The following is a 16,569-nucleotide window of genomic DNA, read 5'->3' as shown; positions in this document are numbered from 1 at the left end:
TGTTGTAACTGATTTTTTGCATTTTGAATGCATTTATCTTTTTCATTTTGTAAAATTGTAGATTCACTATATCTAGATTTATTAGATATATTTTTATTATTATATATATAGTGGTCCAAACTTTTTTGGGGTTGAGTTAAAATTTCTTTGGGCTTGATCCCAAAGTTTTTTGGAGTTGAGCTAAAATTTTTTTCATTTTCAGAGGGTATTTTATTAGAAGCAGGTTAGAAATTTCTAGCCAGCTTAATACAAGGCGTATTACGGCATTTAATACCATATTTAACAACTGTTGCGTTGTACACTTGAATAAAGCCACTTTTTTGTAACTCAAACAGACATTGTCTTATACGTTCTTGACAAGCACCTAAGGACTGCTGAAAGAAGAGGTAGGTTTCCTTAAGTTCATCGATACTATTATTGTGATAGATTTGCAAGCGAAAGACTACTAGAGATAGTAGCTGCCTTGCAGTTTTACTTAATATTTTGCCATTATGCGACGAGAGATCACTCCATTCAGGCGGGATAAAATTACCAACAAAATTATAGAAAATGATTTGATTTTGATCATCAAAATTATGCGTTGCACAATCATTAGTAAAATGCGATGAGTATATAGTAAGCATACGGAGTATTAAGCTAAAATTAGCAGATTAAGAAAAGCTTGATTGTAAGGTGGTGGAGCCAGGGGGAGTCGAACCCCCGACCTTTTGAATGCCATTCAAACACTCTACCAACTGAGCTATGACCCCAATATAGTCAATTGATTTGGACTCGCCTGCATCGTCACTCGTCGTTCTCCTATTAGTTAGGCTTAACTCCTCGCTCCTGGTGTGCAAATCTCACTGACTTGACTATAACAAATTAATTCTCTTATACTATAATAATAAAACTAAATCTATAAAATTTAATCTTTATTTTGCTAACAATGCCATAGCATCTCTAGAAGATATTATATTATCTACTAATCCAAATTTTTTTGCTTCTTCCGGTGACATGAAATTATCACGTTCCATACTTTTTTCAATATGTTTTAACTCTTGTCCAGTATGTTTACTATACAATTCGTTAAGTAACCTTTTGATTTTTAGGGTTTCTTGAGCGTGAATTTCTATATCGGTAGCTTGTCCTTTATAACCTCCTGACGGTTGATGGATCATAATACGACTATGAGGTAAACTATAACGCATCCTCTTCTCGCCCCCGCACAGTAAAAGTGAACCCATAGAACAAGCTTGACCTATGCATAATGTAGCCACTTTAGGTTTTATATATTGCATTGTGTCATAAATCGCAAGACCTGCGGTTACAACTCCTCCGGGGGAATTGATATACATATATATATCTTTTTTAGGATTTTCTGCTTCAAGAAACAATAATTGTGCAACAATTAAGTTTGCCATATGATCTTCAACAGTACTACATACAAAGATTATACGTTCTTTTAACAATCTTGAATATATATCATAAGCACGTTCACCGCGTGATGTTTGTTCAATTACTATCGGTACATACGACATTAATATTTTCTCCTGAAATTGATGAATTAAATAGTTTTTCGTCATTACGAGGAGGTTATTTTAATAACCGACGTGGCAATCTCATGAAGTAGAATAGAACTCCTGAGATTGCTTCGTTGAAACTTACAGTTTCTCCTCGCAATGACTTATAGATTATTACTTCTTATCTTCTAAAGCATTAGCAAGTATATCTCCCATATTGGTAGTATTATCACTAGAACCATATGCTTTGAGAGCTTTTTGACGTTCTGCTATTTTATGAGCTTTTACCGATAATAAAATTCTACCGGTTGATTTCTCGATAGAAACAACTTTTGCTTCTATTTCTTCGTCTATTTGAAACATTTCAGGCTTCTGCTCGTCTTTTTCATCTGATAGTTCAGTTCTTTTAATAAAACCTGCTACTTTATTGTTTAATAATACTTCGAGTCCCTCATCTTTAACTTCTGTTATAAGGGCTTTAACTACTGTGCCTTTTTTATATTCATCACTGATTTCTTGATATGGATTCGGCAACAATTGTTTTATACCTAAACTAACTTGTTCTTTTTCAATATTAATGGCTAGAACTTTGCATTCTATTTCGTCACCTTTTTTGTATGATTTTAATAAATCCGTTCCTTTATCTTCCCAGCTAATATCACCTTCATGAATCATGCCGTCCATATTATTACCAAGTGCAACAAAAATACCGAAATCCGTAATATTTCTAATCGGTGCTTTAATTATAGTACCGACAGGATTATTTTCAGCGAACTTTGTTAAAGGATTTTCTTGGCATTGTTTAATACTTAAAGAAATACGATGTTTTTCAGTATCGACCTCTAAAACTACGAATTCTACTTCTTGCCCTATAGTTAGCGTTTTTCTAGGATTTTGATTAGATTTTAACCAACTAATTTCACTGGAATGAACAAGTCCCTCAAGTCCGTCTTTTAATTCTATAAATACGCCATAATCAGCAAAATTTGTAACTTTACCGGTCATTTGTTTACCGACGGGGAATTCTTCTTTAATTGCTTCCCATGGGTTAGAATCAAGTTGTTTTATACCGAGTGATATTCTTTTGGTTTTTTCATCAAACTTAATAACCATTACTTTAACCTTTTGGTTAAATTCTAACACTTCTGAAGGATGGTTAACTCTTCCCCAAGAAATATCGGTTAAATGTAATAAACCGTCAACACTTCCAAGATCGATAAACGCACCGTAATCAGTAATATTTTTTACGGTTCCTTCTAATACCATGCCTTCTTTAATTTTAGATAGCATCTCATCTCTAGCTTCGGAACGTGATTCTTCTAAAATAGCTCTTCTTGAAACTACTATATTACCAAGCTTTTTATCCATACTTAAAATTTTAAACGGTTGCTTGATATTCATTATAGAAGTAGGATCTTTAATAGGTCTAACGTCAACTTGGCTTCCCGGTAAGAATGCTACTACACCGGATAAATCCACGGTAAAGCCTCCTTTTACACGACCGAAAATCGTACCGTCGACAAATTCGCCCTTGGAACACATGGTTTCTAGTTGTCCCCATAATTCTTCTTTAACTGCTTTTTCACGGCTCAATATCGTTCTGCCATTACGTCCTTCAATTTTCTCGATGAAAACTTCAACTACGTCCCCAACTTCAGGTAAAGCTAAAAATTCAGACTTAGGTATTCTACCTTCATTTTTTAATCCAACGTCAACAATAATTATATCGTTTTTTATTTCGATTACTTGACCTTTAACTACCGTTTTTTCTTTTATATGACTTGTATCAACGGTTTCAAGCATTTTAGAGAAATCTTCTTCAAATTCGTGATTCATTGCTGCAAGTTGTGGAATAAATCGTTGTTTTAGTTTTATTGACATATTCTTCTCGTAATATTAGCTAAAGTGCCTAGGCTAATAAAATTTTTTTGAAAGGTTAATAAAATTGGATGCTCTTGCATGGCTAAAAAAAAGCGTTCTATGTCATGCAACAACGCCATAAAATCGAATAAAATAACCTAGCACTTTTTCAAGTTATTTTATTCTTTATATAATTTGTTACTTCTTCTACGACTTCCATAGCCGAAAGCTTTGAAGTATCGATAATTAAAGCATCTGAAGCCGGTAATAACGGTGCAGCTTTTCGCTCTTTATCTCTTTTATCTCGCAAAATTATTTGTCGTAAAATCTCATCGAGTATACATGTTTTTCCTTTTGCTTGCAACTGCTTATATCGTCTTTCAGCCCTAATTTGAGGATTTGCGGTTATAAAAATCTTTAAATCGGCGTTAGGTGCAACAACGGTGCCTATATCCCTACCCTCCATAATCATTCTAGGTGTTGTTTTTGCTAGATTAATCAGGTATTTGTTTAGATTATTTCTAATTTCACTTATTACGGCAATTTGCGATGCTATATTTCCTATATTCTCATTCTCTAAGTCAAAATTATTGTTGAGTTTTAATTCTTTAGATAAAGCAATTACCGCATCTATATCAGTGACATCTATTTTTTGACTAATACAGTCAAACGCAAGCTGCCTATAAACAATACTTGACTGAAAATATTTAAGAAAAAATTTCTTGGCCAGTATTAAACCGATAGTTCCTTTACCTGAAGCAGCAGGACCATCAAGAGAAATAGTGAAATTTTGAGAAATATCAAAGGCTTTAGTTTTTAAATCCACCATAAAATTATATACTAAATAATAAAATATTATAAATAATGGAAATAAAGCTTGAAATCTAGTACATTAATGAATTTTTTAAAAAAACAAGGGTTAAAAACTACATATAGATTTAGTAGTACATCCTATGGGGTAATCAACAAATTAATTTTTTGATTTACAGCTTTAGCGTATTTTTGAAGGCTTAAGAAATTAGGAATATGATGTCCGCTTTCCATTCTTGCTATTTGAGCTTGAGAAGTAGACATTTTTTTAGCAACATCCGCCTGAGTCATATTAGATGCAAGACGAGCTTTTATTAAAGTGCTTGCTATCTCAAATTCCATTTTTCGTTCTTCATAAGTTTTTTTTACTTCAGGGTTTGATAATAAACTCTTTTTTAAATTCATCACAGTTTTTCATTAAAACCTTCCTTTAATCTTAAGTTTTAGCTATTGAAATAGCTGTTTTAGGAGTTTTTTCTGTTTTTTTAATAAATGTATGCAATATAACTATTTTTTTATCCATAGCTAAATAATAGTTCCCAAAATTTGCCTTCTATATTTTTTGTGTGGGGCATCCCTACGTTATGTAGACTAAACTCAATAAGCAGTTCACATAGATGTAAAAAATTAGCTTGTAGATCATAAGTAAGCTTCTGTACTGTTTTCTCCGCAGCATTATTGATAGATTTTATAATCCACTTTGTCATATGTATAATATATCAAATTTGATATATTATACAACTATTTTTTATCAATATAATCTTTTTAATATATAACTTGAACTAATCAATTGACACTTATCTTAATTGTAAATATTATAAGGTCCATAATTCGATAAAGCCAAAATTACATAAGGGTGATTAGCTCAGTTGGTTAGAGCATTACGTTGACATCGTAAAGGTCAGAGGTTCGAATCCTCTATCGCCCACCACCTTACAATCAAGCTTTTCTTAATCTGCTAATTTTAGCTTAATACTCCGTATGCTTACTATATACTCATCGCATTTTACTAATGATTGTGCAACGCATAATTTTGATGATCAAAATCAAATCATTTTCTATAATTTTGTTGGTAATTTTATCCCGCCTGAATGGAGTGATCTCTCGTCGCATAATGGCAAAATATTAAGTAAAACTGCAAGGCAGCTACTATCTCTAATAGTCTTTCGCTTGCAAATCTATCACAATAATAGTATCGATGAACTTAAGGAAACCTACCTCTTCTTTCAGCAGTCCTTAGGTGCTTGTCAAGAACGTATAAGACAATGTCTGTTTGAGTTACAAAAAAGTGGCTTTATTCAAGTGTACAATGCAACTAATCTTACTAAAACAAATTGGGATCTTCAATTATCTCCCATATCTGTCACATTAATACCATATCAGCAAGAAGAGAATATCATTAACTCGACGATCACAAATTATACTGATATAATTAAATATAAATTAGAATTACAAGAAGCAAATAATAAATTGAAAGAATCTGAGTTATTTAAAAGAGATGTAGTTTAAAATATGGTACATAGATTAAAGATTCCATTATAATGGAATTTTTTCATTAGTAACAACTCTTTATGAAATAGAAGATAATCCTGAAAAAAAGGATTATTTAGCTAGTGTGGTAAGTTGTGCTGAAGAATTACTAGATTATTATAATAATATACTTAGTTATTTACAGAATAATTTTGGATTATCTCCTATAGTTTTAAATAAGTTTGATCCAAAACAGTTGGTAAATAAGATGATTGATAAAGCGATGCCAATAGCTCAATGTAAGGGATTAAATTTATCTTGTAATTTTCAGTATGATTTAACCAATGCTATAATTAATGATACTTATCAAATAGGGGCAATATTAGAGCAGTTAATAGATAATGCTATTAAATTTACTAAAGAAGGCAAAGTTGTGGTAACAGTGAATATGTTTGCTATTAGTCCTGCATTATCAGAATCAGAACAACAAAATAGAGAAATGGCATTCCAATTTATGGTGCATGATACTGGTGTTGGTTTGTCTCAAGAAATCAGGCAACATCTTCATGAAAAGATTGATAAATTTGATGTTGCTATGCAATATAATAGACTTGGATCAGGATTAAGTTTTGTAAAGCGTCTAATTGGTGAGTTAAATGGAGAGATTGAAGTAACAAGTGAAAAAGGTAAAAGTACTACTATTGTCTGTAATATACCAATTAAGTTACCTCTTCTTGATGATCTGATTTATGATACATAATGTTGAGACTTATAAGGTTTTGATGATTGTGCATTAACTAATAATAATGATTTTCTTGATTATTGCGATTTACTTGCTACACTTAAATAAAATTATAGTAAGGATGGATATATGGCAAAAAGTCAAGAAAATCATCAAAAAACTATAGATCCTATTATAGGACAGTTAAAACCTAAAGGTATAGATCTTGAGCTAGATAAAATAAAAATTACAGATCTATCAAATTGCCGATATAGTAAAAGGCTATTAACGAAGATCATGCTTATTAATAAGATTTCTAAAAACATGGTTGATCTTAATAAAATTAAAAAAGCAATTTATGTTGCTAAAAAGTATCATGGCAGGTAAAAGAGAGAAACAGGAGAATTCTATTACTCACATTCTTTAGAAGTAGCATACATGGTTTCTGATTATTTATTTAGAACAGATATCATAGTAACTAGCATATTGCACGATTGTATTGAAGATACATTACTTACTAAAGAAATGATTGTAAAAGAGTTTGGTCATAAGATTGCTAATCAAGTTGAAGATTTAACACGAGTTAAAAATGATAAAAAAATTAGTTCAGCAGAAATAGTTAAAATATTATATCAGCAAAAGAAAAAAGAGTTGCTATTAATTAAATTATTTGATCGATTACATAATATACAAACGCTAGGAGCTAAATCTCCTAAAAAAGGGCGGAAAATGATTTTAGAAACTTTACAATCTTTTTCAACTATTACCACTTATCTCAAAGTGCCGAGAGTTGCAAGACAATTATATACACATTGCTTTAATATAGCTGCAAATTACAAAAAATTAAATCGTACTGAGAGTGTTGCAAGATAAAATGTGTGGTGAAAAATTTTTTATCTTGCAACTCTCTCACAGAGGCTTAAGTAAATGATGTTATATCAAAATATCACCAATAATTCATGCATTAATCAAGCTTTAGAGTTATACCATCAATACTGCTCTGATAAAACCTATCCTGACCAAATACATACCATTACAAAAGCATTACAACTAGATTCTTCCTCATTCACAGCAGTACTATTACATGAAAATATACAACAACATCTTAATCTAGAAGATTATAATCATTTTAATAATAATATTATATATCTAGTTGATGTTATTAATAAATTATCTACTATTCACGATAAACCATATGCTGAGCAATATATTCATTTCCATAAGCTGTTATTAACTATTAATTCCAAACTACAGGAAATAGCGGTATTAACTTCGCTTGTTCCATTATTATATAAGGTGAGTATTTTTAACCTTGAGTATAATAACACCGATGCTCAGCATATATCAGAGATCATCACTAATTGTTATATCCCTTATCTTTTATCATATACAGCACACCATAACCTTGCTTATCTTTTACAAGATTTATGCTTTAAGATTCAATATCCTGAAGAACGTGATAGAATTCTTCATTATATGCAATGGCTATATCCGGACATAGATAATACAATTCACAATATAGACGATCAATTCAGAAATATATTTAAAAAACTAAATATAAAAGCGAGCTTAAGCTACAGAATTAAGTCCCCATATTCTATATGGATAAAAACACTTGTTAAAGATATCCATATTACAGCACTTAATGATATTCTTGCTTTTAGAGCAATTGTACCAAATAAAAAAGCATGTTACGATTTGTCTAAATTAATTCATCTATATTATAATACCATAACATCACAGTTTGTTGATTATATTAGATATCCCAAGAATAATGGCTATCAATCAATACATTTAATCATATCAGGTGGTAGTAATAAAGGTAATATTGAACTTCAAATACGCTCTACCACTATGCATAGGCAAGCACAATACGGCGGTAGTGCACATCACACTTACAAAGTGAATAAGTATTATGTGTCTCGTACTAATATAGATAGTTTAACAAGACTCAATAATTATGATGTTGGTATACAAGATAAACAACAATAAAATAACTGTTCTGTTAATAATGAATTTGTTTTTACGGTTCAACAAGATAACTTTTTTATAAAACCAACAGAGTTAACAGGAGATATTGTATCATATACTACTTAAAAAAGTGCCAAGAATAGAGCTATTGATTATGTTCTCTAAATAATGAGGCAACTCTGTAATGAGGTTTTTAGATAATGGTAAAATAGAGATTGATAACAATGTTGTTGAACGAGCATAGTGGTAGGTATGAAAAACTGGCTTTTTTGTTGGATCATATGTTGATGGAGAAATCACAGCTGTTATATATATAATCAAAAGATATAGGATTACTTGGAAAATTTAGGTAAAAAGTATTGAAAATAATTAATAAGCATTAATGAAAAAGATAGAAGGTTATCAAACAAATTTTGAGATATGTATTTATGCTCAGAAGTTATTAGATAAAGTAATATATTTAAATAGTATAGTCAAAGTAGCACCAGTGGGTGTATTGGAGGTAAAGAAAGCTATATACTAGGCATAATTCAAGGCATTGAAAAAGGAAAAGCTGAAGAAAGAGTAGAAATAGCAAGAAAAATGCTATCTCAAGGTTGCAATTTTTCTTTCATTTCTAATGTCACTGGTCTTGGAAAAGATTTTATTCGCTCTTTATCGTAAAAATATTATTGATAGGATTTACTTTATTAATAATTTATTTTAGCATCGATATATTTTTTAAATATTCAACTAAACAACCCTCAGCTATAAGCTGAGGGTTTATAAAGTGGAATTGATTAGAAATCGATAATTATTCACAGGTTAACCTTCCTGTTCATCAATATAGTACTGTATCATTTCATCAATTATATTACCTGGTCCATCCGCTAAAACTCTACAGGCCTTATAGATACTAGGTTTTAAGGCAAAAAGTAATAGTAAAATCCATAAGAAAATGAAAGGTTTTATATCAAAAGCTTATGGAAATACAAAAAAATGGCAATGAGAAAATTGAGTGCGTTTTGGGAAATAGTGTGTTTTTGATACAAAAATTTGAAATTACCCCTCAAAATCATAGTAATTTGCTTTATAAGCGTACTATTTTTGGAAATTAGTGCCACAAGTGATATTTTTTGAGTTTTGGCGGACGGACTACCTGAACTGATCACCATATATCCCCTAGCCCACAAATCATTGCCCACAATGATTTGTTTAAATGAGCAAATGCTTATTTTTCTATAACTTCTCATACTTGTTGATAAAATTCGTTGCTAAAGCAACTTTATTATATCTTCCCGTAGGGGAACATTAAAAACAGATGTTTTAATACTGCCTTAGTAATAAAGTTCACAATGGTAAATTAGCGATTTTAAGGAGCATTATAATAAGATTTTGTGTGTTAAGGTAATTTCCACCTATATCAAGTAATTAAAATCTTTTAAAAGTGCTATTAAAATGATTTTTATATTTTTTATATTCAAATCAAGTTTGCAGATTCATTGGTAATTTAGTAATAGGAAAATTACCAGCAAGTTTTACATAACAGGTAAGATCTTTTAAATTCATTATCTCAGGTGGCATTACTAACAATTTTCTTCTCTCTAAGTGATGCATATTAACCCCATCACGCATAGAGTTAGCGCCGTATGAGAGATTCTCTTGAGTTTCAATAATTTCTTGCTCACCAAGTATTAAAGCTGATTTATGAGCTGTTTGCCAGTCACTTACTCGGAAGATGAATTTGCTATCAAATAGATCAAGCATTGAATTACTCCCTGCAAAACCATATATTTCTTCTAACTGATAAATATTCTGCACACCAGCAACAAAGCAACCACCATATTTTCTACCTTCAGCTAAAGCTACCCCTAAAGAAGATATTTTGTGCAAAGCTGGTAGCTCATCAATAATAAACCACATGTTTTGATTAATATTATTGATATTTCTATCCATTAATGCTTTTATTGCTATGCTAATCCATGCAAAAATCAATGGTCTAAGTGTTACTCTCTGATTAGGAGCAGTTGTAATAAACAGCCAACCTTTTTCTTCGCTAAACTATTTTCTAATACTAAAACTACCATTAGGCTCTAAATGTTTTAATGAGGCAATATTCTTACTAATAGTTGCTTGAATACTTGCAGATGTTTCAGGAGCACTACTGCTTATAATACCGGATACAGCAGTCGCCTTAAAAATCCTGGCAAATTCTTTATTACTTGAGTAAGTTATGGCATTAATTAATTTTTTAATATCTTTGCTATCTTGATATAATCTTAACCCTTCAGCTAACACTAATTCAGCAGTTTTAGCAAAAAAATCATCAATTTTAGTATTATAACTGCTAAAACTACTTGCTATATCATCAAAATCAGAAATCTCTTGGCAGTCACTCCATGGCAGCCAGTGCCTACTCCCTGCTGTAAATGGATTAAGCAGTTTATCAGACTTGGGATCAAAAAACTTATTAAAGCTACCTGTTAAATCAACAATAATCGCTCTACCACGCTCTTTCCTAATCTGAGGTAATAGCTCATTTATCATATTGGTTTTACCACTACCTGTAGTTCCAGTGATAAGAATATGTTTGCTTTCGCTATTTTATACTAACGGCAAACCAGAAAAACAAATATTAGAAGCTTCTTTTAGCTAAAGATTTCGCTGCTATAAAATCTGCTCCTCTGATCTTATCTCTTATAATCGCTTGCTTACCTCGGTAAGTAAAAAAGATAATAACTATAAATATTCCAATAGTAAAAGCAATCAAAGATTCTTGCAATGCGGAATGTAATAAAAACGCTCAAAATTCATTTATATTATACGAATGCGGTGTAACATACCAAAATTTATGGATAAATTCTTTAGCATTACGGTAAACCCACGCTTTTTGTTCTATATAATAAAATTTTATTCCTATTTGCTTTAATGGATAAAAATTCTGTCCTATAGCAAGTTTTAATGGTACATATCACTCTATAATAAAATAATAAAGACTCAGCCAAGGTAATTTCTGAAATGTACGAAACATCAACCACACTACAGCAGATACCAAGCCAATCATTAAAGCATTAATACTGCCTTGCCCGAGCATTCTCATCTGATGAGCAAAAATCTGAGAACCACGAGTAAAATTATTTTGGTTTTGGTAGCTCATGAGTAATTAACTATAGTGAAAATTATTGCCAGCACTAACAATAAGTAATCTTCATTTACTTCAATTTATAAATGATGCTTTAGTATTTGTAATTTTCCTTTCAAATAATCAGCCATAAGATTATTACCGAGTTTTCTTAGAGCGTTAATTATTGCTTCATATTTTATTATAAGATTTGGTTTATATTTAAGAGCTAAGTTAAAATTTTCTTGAGCTTCTTTATGTTTATTTAAATGCACTAAAGTAATAGCTTTTTCTAAGTAGCTCTCGGCGTAATAAGATTGATACTTAATAGCTAAGTCAAAACTATCAATTGCTGCTTGGTATTTACCTAATTTTCTTAATGATACACCTTTATTGTAGTGTGACGGTGCATCGCTTGGTTAGCAGCATTTATTCCAATTTCTAAAGTTTCTTCATTTTGAGGGGCGTCTTCTAAAACTTTCTCTACATTTTGTAAAACTTTTTGAGCATTTTTAGAAACAAATTCTTTTGCATCTTCTGCCATTAGCGAGATGCTGGCAGCATTAAGGACTTCTGTTATTTCTTCTTTTTTTAATGTACTTGCATTATAAATTATAGAATTTGGATCAGGAAAAGCTGCTAAAGTAGATAAATTTAAACTTTTATAAATAGCAATATCGTTGTTAGGAATGTTATTTAATATATTACGTGCTATATCCAATTGTTTTGTATAAATGGCAACCGAAAGTACAAGTAACTCATCAGTATTATTGATATCAGTTTTTTTAGTTATTGTATTTAAATCCTTTGCTAAACGTATTTTTTGTGCAATTTTTCTCTCATCTGAAAGAGCATTATATTTAGCAGTATATTTATAAAACTCAAACCTTTGAACGTGGTAAGGTAATAAATTTTTAGAATTCATTGTCTCTAATTTTTCATTGGTGATATTATTTAAGTATCGACCTAATTTTAGTAAAGCTTTAAGGCCACCTTCAGGCATTTTATTTAGTAAATTTTCTATATTTTTTGAATCAGAGTAATAACCATAGATAGTCCATAAATTATATATAATTTCTTCCTCTTCAGGTAACCTATCTATTGCACTATTATAATATTTTATAGCAAGTTCTAATTGACCAGTTTTATAATAAACAACCCCTAAGTTATACTGGTACCAACCTATATCTTTGGCATTTACTTGATCATCTATAGTGATATTGCTAAGTGCTGCCGTAAGCAATTCTTTAGCTGCATCTAGGTGATTATTATTAATTAACATGGTAGAGAGCGTATATGTAATATTGTAATAATGCTTTATATGAGGTGTTAAATTTTTAATAATTTTATCTCCATACTCCATTGATATAAACTGATTGACTAACTCAAATAAAGTATTGGTTATAAGCTTTATGAATTTGCAATTCGTATTGGGAATATATTAAATTTAAATCTATATTTGCTTTTGATAATATATCTATAAATAATTTTTCTGCTACTTCCACATGGTTTGGGGCTTATAAAAATGCTAATTTCTTTATTCGCTTTTAATGCAACATGATATTTGCTTAAGGCTTCTTTCAGCACTTTATGTTCTTGAATATTTTTATATTCATAATTATCAAAAATAAAGTTTTTAGTGTATTAAGTTTTAGGCTTGTTACTTGTGGCATACCCAATTTTTTTGTTGTTTTGCTATCTAAAGAGTTTAAAAGAGTTGTTGCTATTTCTGCACTGGCATCTATAGAGCTTTTTACATTTTTTAATGGTTCTATATTATTTTATTGTGTGACTATGCTATAGGATTAAATTTTGAGACTGCTGAAGATTTAGGATTTTTTATCATAATAAATACTTATTAATAAATAGGCATGTATTATAAAGTAAATCCACTATTTTGTAAAGAAACTACTAATTTTTTAATTAAAGTTAATAACTTCATTTCTATTGGTATTTCACCTCTGCTATTTTAACTCTTAATAAACACCAATTCGTTATCGGATGAGTGTTTAGTACTAAATGCATAATCTAAATATGAGAAATTCTTAAGTAGCTCAGGTGAGTCAATTAGATTGTTAGCAATAATCTTGACCATCGCCCCTCGAGCTTTTTTAGCATTTATACCGATTGTTGATAATTTACCGTTCCTATTTTCTTTAAAATGAACTTTAACTAATTGATATTTAAGTTTATTTGGGTTTATTACAGATGAATATTCTTGTGATGCTAGGTTGAGTAAATATTTCTTTTCCTGTTTAGCAAGAATTTTATTAATATAATTAGTGACTTCATCTTGCCAAAAGTTTGTTAAATTTATTTCATTTAATTTTGTTGCCATTTCTAATCTATACGGCTTAATAGTATCTAGCGGTTTTAAGACTCCGTAAAGTCCTGATATAATAAGCAAATGTGATTGTAGGAAATTTAATTCATGATTAGTTAATTTTTCTATATGTATATTATTAAAAACATCTCCTGCATAAGCAAAAATAGCCGCTTTACTCTCTTGATTATCAAAATCCTTAAATCTTTCTTTATTTATAAGTGCAAGTTTTACACTTATATTCATTATTTTCGATAATTGATTCTCAGAATAGCTTTGGAGTGTAGAAAGTAGTTGATTAGTTAACGTAAGGGACATTGGAGTCGTCAGCTCCGTCTTGGGAGCTAACTTCTCGAAATTTAGAGTTTTAGCAGAAGAAATAATAGCAAGCATTTCTATCTAGCCGGAGTGCTCGGAAGAGATGAAGTAGTGCTAGCTATATTTCTGTTAGTACTATCGGTTGTTTTCATAATTGCATAGCTTGGATCACCGTCAAGCTCTATTACTTCTTTGGGTTTCGTAGTTTTTTGACCGGTACAGCCAATTAAAGCTATAGAAGCAAATAAAATTATTAAATATCTTATCATAAATACCCTGTTTTAGTTTTACACTTAAGATAGTTGCCTATTATTATAATGTCAAGTGAGAGGAAAATTTTATTACCCTACCCTATAACCTTTTAGTAATAGTCTAAAGATTCTTCATAATATTTTAAATCTAATTCTGCATAATTTAAATTAGGTTCATCTTCGCTTCTTTCTATTTTGGATAATTTTTTCTAGTTTTTAAATAAAATTCTAAAGTTTCTTCATATTCCCATCTAGGTAGAGGGTGATTATCAGATTCTTTTTCTAAATATATCATTATTGATGATGTTTTTTCCTTTAAAGATTCATTACATAATTCTTCAACAATAGGATAATATTCTTTCTTATTCAGATACTAAAGGCATGATTGTTGGTTTACTATCATTTAAGTAATTATATAATGCTTCAAAAAAAGAATCATATTTCCCATTACCTATAATATCGTGATATATAAAAGAGTCTATATTAAGTGCTTAAATAATTAGCTTCCCATCTATCGATAATATTTTTTTGAAGAGTTCTAAATCTTCAATATGAAGAGCCATGGAAAAAATATTATTATGTAGTACCATGCTTTTTATTATTTGCCACTTCTCTATAGTACTATATTTAGCCCATTCCATAACTTATTTACTCCTTAAATAAATTTTTAGGCATTCTGTAATAAACCGTATTATAGAATTTTGCGCTTTCAGGAAATTTGCGTTTGCGGATAGAGAAATTACCGAAATTTCTGATTTCGATACGCTTTTGTTCTTTAAGAGATTCGTTTAAATAATCTAAAATTAAATCTACTGAATCTTTAACATCTTCTTTAGAAAGATAATTCAGCTTATCATGTATTTTATCTATTAAATAATTCTTAGTAATCATTATTAAAAAATCGCTTTGATTCCATTAAAACTATTTTTAAAAAAACTAGGTGCTATACTATCAAAATCTTCAAGTATTATGTCCATTAATTTTGGTTTTGGTTTTAATTGATAATCTTTAACTAGTAGATTAACATTAATTTTCTGAACTTCCTGTAACCATTTTAATGCAGTATCTTCCGAGCCTATAGCATCCACAAGCTTTAATTTTAAAGCCTGACGACCTGAATATACTCGTCCGTCTGCGAGCTTTTTTACTTCTTCTATAGGAAGATTACGCCTCTCTGAAACAAGTTCAAGGAAGAAATTATAAGTATCTTCTATATTTTCCATAATGGCTACCCGCATTGCTTCCGTCAGTTTTTCGGTAGGATTTGGGACAGCTTTTAATTCACCTGATTTGAAATTATTAAACTTAATCCCCAATTTTTGAGCAAGCTCTGTTACCTCGGCTGTTTGTAGTATTACACCGATTGAACCCGTAATAGTTCCGTTATGGCTGATAATATAATCACCTCCAAGAGAGATTAAATAACCACCGCTTGCAGCTATTGTTCCCATAACTATCACTACCGGCTTTTTTGCGGATATTTTACGCAGAATATTATAAATTTTTTCAGAGCCGACTACCGTACCGCCGGGAGAATTTACATTAACTATTAACGCTTTAATATGAGAATCATCGATTATTTTTTTGAGCTTTTTGTCACGTTTTTCGTCTTCAAGAATTATTTCGTCTATTAATACGGAAGCTATATAGTCTTCATTACTATTCATAGATAAAACCTCTTTTGGAGCAAAATCTTTACCGACTAGTAAGAATATGATCGCAATTAAAATAATAGCTGCTAGCTTCCAAATTAACAAACGAGATTTTATTTGTCTTCTTTCAATTAAATAATCAGGTGTTATACTCATGATTTTATATACTTTTTTAGAATACTATAGTTAATTCAGACCTATACTGTGACAGGCGTGAGGAGCGAAGCCTATAATAATAAGTGAGCCGACGAACAACGAAGCACAATATAGGTATCAATTGACTATAGACCGTTCTTAGGACGTTCAGGACTCTTCATCATCTCAAAAAACTCACCGTTAGTTTTAGTATTTTCAAGTTTTTTGAGTAAAAATTCTATTGCTTCACTGCTACCCATCGGATCGATAATACGACGAAGAACCCACATTTTATTTAATATTATTTTATCTACTAATAAATCTTCTTTTCTAGTTCCTGATCTAGTTATATCAATAGCCGGATAAATACGCTTATCGGCAATCTTACGATCTAGAACTATCTCGGAATTACCTGTACCTTTAAACTCCTCAAAAATTACCTCATCCATACGAGAACCG

General features: G+C 30.4%; 15 protein-coding genes, 2 tRNA genes and 7 pseudogenes. 7 read left to right on the top strand and 17 right to left on the bottom strand.

The window, feature by feature from the left end; translation table 11 throughout:
• Positions 1 to 224: 224 nt before the first annotated feature.
• The 7 genes from RGRA_RS09700 to RGRA_RS14615 form a co-directional block, all read right to left on the bottom strand.
• The gene (locus RGRA_RS09700; RefSeq protein ID WP_024547309.1) at positions 225 to 623 is read right to left on the bottom strand and encodes a hypothetical protein; all 399 of its coding nucleotides are present in this window, start codon (positions 621 to 623) and stop codon (positions 225 to 227) included.
• Positions 624 to 673: 50 nt separating this feature from the next.
• Positions 674 to 749: transfer RNA gene (locus tag RGRA_RS0104590), tRNA-Ala, on the bottom strand.
• 162 nt (positions 750 to 911) lie between these two features.
• The gene (clpP, locus tag RGRA_RS0104585) at positions 912 to 1,517 is read right to left on the bottom strand and encodes an ATP-dependent Clp endopeptidase proteolytic subunit ClpP (RefSeq protein ID WP_017442896.1); all 606 of its coding nucleotides are present in this window, start codon (positions 1,515 to 1,517) and stop codon (positions 912 to 914) included.
• Positions 1,518 to 1,673: 156 nt separating this feature from the next.
• Entirely contained in the window at positions 1,674 to 3,380 is a 1,707-nt protein-coding gene (locus RGRA_RS0104580; RefSeq protein ID WP_017442895.1) for a 30S ribosomal protein S1, read from the bottom strand.
• 148 nt (positions 3,381 to 3,528) lie between these two features.
• Positions 3,529 to 4,188, bottom strand: a complete 660-nt coding sequence (cmk, locus tag RGRA_RS0104575) for a (d)CMP kinase (RefSeq protein WP_017442894.1) — start codon at positions 4,186 to 4,188, stop codon at positions 3,529 to 3,531.
• Positions 4,189 to 4,310: 122 nt separating this feature from the next.
• Positions 4,311 to 4,574, bottom strand: a complete 264-nt coding sequence (locus tag RGRA_RS0104570; RefSeq protein WP_017442893.1) for a helix-turn-helix transcriptional regulator — start codon at positions 4,572 to 4,574, stop codon at positions 4,311 to 4,313.
• Between the two features lie 31 nt (positions 4,575 to 4,605).
• Positions 4,606 to 4,692: a type II toxin-antitoxin system RelE/ParE family toxin gene (locus tag RGRA_RS14615; protein ID WP_201766281.1), complete on the bottom strand. Its 87-nt coding sequence runs from the start codon at positions 4,690 to 4,692 to the stop codon at positions 4,606 to 4,608.
• Between the two features lie 331 nt (positions 4,693 to 5,023).
• Here RGRA_RS14615 and RGRA_RS0104555 point away from each other — a divergent pair.
• The 7 genes and pseudogenes from RGRA_RS0104555 to RGRA_RS14600 form a co-directional block, all read left to right on the top strand.
• Positions 5,024 to 5,100 (top strand) — tRNA-Val (locus tag RGRA_RS0104555).
• A gap of 50 nt (positions 5,101 to 5,150) precedes the next feature.
• The gene (locus RGRA_RS14610; RefSeq protein WP_236609802.1) at positions 5,151 to 5,678 is read left to right on the top strand and encodes a hypothetical protein; all 528 of its coding nucleotides are present in this window, start codon (positions 5,151 to 5,153) and stop codon (positions 5,676 to 5,678) included.
• 106 nt (positions 5,679 to 5,784) lie between these two features.
• Complete coding sequence (locus RGRA_RS08920; protein WP_017442897.1) at positions 5,785 to 6,399, top strand: sensor histidine kinase; 615 nt, start codon at positions 5,785 to 5,787, stop codon at positions 6,397 to 6,399.
• 111 nt (positions 6,400 to 6,510) lie between these two features.
• Positions 6,511 to 7,233 (top strand): annotated as a pseudogene (locus RGRA_RS08915) (HD domain-containing protein).
• Between the two features lie 54 nt (positions 7,234 to 7,287).
• Positions 7,288 to 8,352, top strand: coding sequence for an HD domain-containing protein (locus tag RGRA_RS0104540; protein ID WP_236609801.1), 1,065 nt, complete (start codon positions 7,288 to 7,290; stop codon positions 8,350 to 8,352).
• A gap of 160 nt (positions 8,353 to 8,512) precedes the next feature.
• Positions 8,513 to 8,575, top strand: a pseudogene (locus tag RGRA_RS14605) (hypothetical protein); the annotation flags it as partial.
• 138 nt (positions 8,576 to 8,713) lie between these two features.
• Positions 8,714 to 8,851, top strand: a pseudogene (locus RGRA_RS14600) (HD domain-containing protein); the annotation flags it as partial.
• A gap of 284 nt (positions 8,852 to 9,135) precedes the next feature.
• On the opposite strand, the pseudogene RGRA_RS14800 reads toward RGRA_RS14600, so the two are convergent.
• From RGRA_RS14800 to RGRA_RS0104450, 10 genes and pseudogenes are all read right to left on the bottom strand, one after another.
• Positions 9,136 to 9,204 (bottom strand): annotated as a pseudogene (locus tag RGRA_RS14800) (IS200/IS605 family transposase); the annotation flags it as partial.
• A gap of 591 nt (positions 9,205 to 9,795) precedes the next feature.
• Positions 9,796 to 11,467 (bottom strand): annotated as a pseudogene (locus tag RGRA_RS10595) (type IV secretion system DNA-binding domain-containing protein).
• A 65-nt stretch (positions 11,468 to 11,532) separates the two neighbouring features.
• Positions 11,533 to 11,760: a hypothetical protein gene (locus RGRA_RS13445; RefSeq protein WP_051354054.1), complete on the bottom strand. Its 228-nt coding sequence runs from the start codon at positions 11,758 to 11,760 to the stop codon at positions 11,533 to 11,535.
• A 47-nt stretch (positions 11,761 to 11,807) separates the two neighbouring features.
• Entirely contained in the window at positions 11,808 to 12,794 is a 987-nt protein-coding gene (locus RGRA_RS13435) for a tetratricopeptide repeat protein (RefSeq protein WP_017442925.1), read from the bottom strand.
• A gap of 606 nt (positions 12,795 to 13,400) precedes the next feature.
• On the bottom strand, positions 13,401 to 14,147 hold the full coding sequence (locus tag RGRA_RS0104480) for a YaaA family protein (protein ID WP_017442922.1): 747 nt from the start codon (positions 14,145 to 14,147) through the stop codon (positions 13,401 to 13,403).
• 2 nt (positions 14,148 to 14,149) lie between these two features.
• Positions 14,150 to 14,341: a hypothetical protein gene (locus RGRA_RS0104475; RefSeq protein ID WP_017442921.1), complete on the bottom strand. Its 192-nt coding sequence runs from the start codon at positions 14,339 to 14,341 to the stop codon at positions 14,150 to 14,152.
• A gap of 344 nt (positions 14,342 to 14,685) precedes the next feature.
• A pseudogene (locus tag RGRA_RS14355) lies at positions 14,686 to 14,886 on the bottom strand (hypothetical protein).
• Positions 14,887 to 14,971: 85 nt separating this feature from the next.
• Complete coding sequence (locus RGRA_RS0104460; RefSeq protein ID WP_017442918.1) at positions 14,972 to 15,214, bottom strand: HU family DNA-binding protein; 243 nt, start codon at positions 15,212 to 15,214, stop codon at positions 14,972 to 14,974.
• Between the two features lie 2 nt (positions 15,215 to 15,216).
• Complete coding sequence (gene sppA / locus RGRA_RS0104455; RefSeq protein WP_017442917.1) at positions 15,217 to 16,131, bottom strand: signal peptide peptidase SppA; 915 nt, start codon at positions 16,129 to 16,131, stop codon at positions 15,217 to 15,219.
• 125 nt (positions 16,132 to 16,256) lie between these two features.
• A pseudogene (locus RGRA_RS0104450) lies at positions 16,257 to 16,569 on the bottom strand (transcription termination factor Rho); the annotation flags it as partial.

The sequence above is a fragment of the Rickettsia gravesii BWI-1 genome (assembly GCF_000485845.1).
Taxonomy (GTDB): Bacteria; Pseudomonadota; Alphaproteobacteria; order Rickettsiales; family Rickettsiaceae; genus Rickettsia; species Rickettsia rickettsii.
Note: the sequence above shows the minus strand (reverse complement) of the source record. Positions and strands in the feature narration are given on the sequence as shown.

Bases quoted from the DNA above. Each gene is read 5' to 3' on its own strand.
- RGRA_RS09700 (WP_024547309.1), bottom strand. From the start codon at position 623: ATGCTTACTATATACTCATCGCATTTTACTAATGATTGTGCAACGCAT.
- clpP (WP_017442896.1), bottom strand. From the start codon at position 1,517: ATGTCGTATGTACCGATAGTAATTGAACAAACATCACGCGGTGAACGT.
- RGRA_RS0104580 (WP_017442895.1), bottom strand. From the start codon at position 3,380: ATGTCAATAAAACTAAAACAACGATTTATTCCACAACTTGCAGCAATG.
- cmk (WP_017442894.1), bottom strand. From the start codon at position 4,188: ATGGTGGATTTAAAAACTAAAGCCTTTGATATTTCTCAAAATTTCACT.
- RGRA_RS0104570 (WP_017442893.1), bottom strand. From the start codon at position 4,574: ATGAATTTAAAAAAGAGTTTATTATCAAACCCTGAAGTAAAAAAAACT.
- RGRA_RS14615 (WP_201766281.1), bottom strand. From the start codon at position 4,692: ATGGATAAAAAAATAGTTATATTGCATACATTTATTAAAAAAACAGAA.
- RGRA_RS14610 (WP_236609802.1), top strand. From the start codon at position 5,151: ATGCTTACTATATACTCATCGCATTTTACTAATGATTGTGCAACGCAT.
- RGRA_RS0104540 (WP_236609801.1), top strand. From the start codon at position 7,288: ATGATGTTATATCAAAATATCACCAATAATTCATGCATTAATCAAGCT.
- RGRA_RS13435 (WP_017442925.1), bottom strand. From the start codon at position 12,794: ATGGAGTATGGAGATAAAATTATTAAAAATTTAACACCTCATATAAAG.
- RGRA_RS0104480 (WP_017442922.1), bottom strand. From the start codon at position 14,147: ATGCTTGCTATTATTTCTTCTGCTAAAACTCTAAATTTCGAGAAGTTA.
- RGRA_RS0104475 (WP_017442921.1), bottom strand. From the start codon at position 14,341: ATGATAAGATATTTAATAATTTTATTTGCTTCTATAGCTTTAATTGGC.
- RGRA_RS0104460 (WP_017442918.1), bottom strand. From the start codon at position 15,214: ATGATTACTAAGAATTATTTAATAGATAAAATACATGATAAGCTGAAT.
- sppA (WP_017442917.1), bottom strand. From the start codon at position 16,131: ATGAGTATAACACCTGATTATTTAATTGAAAGAAGACAAATAAAATCT.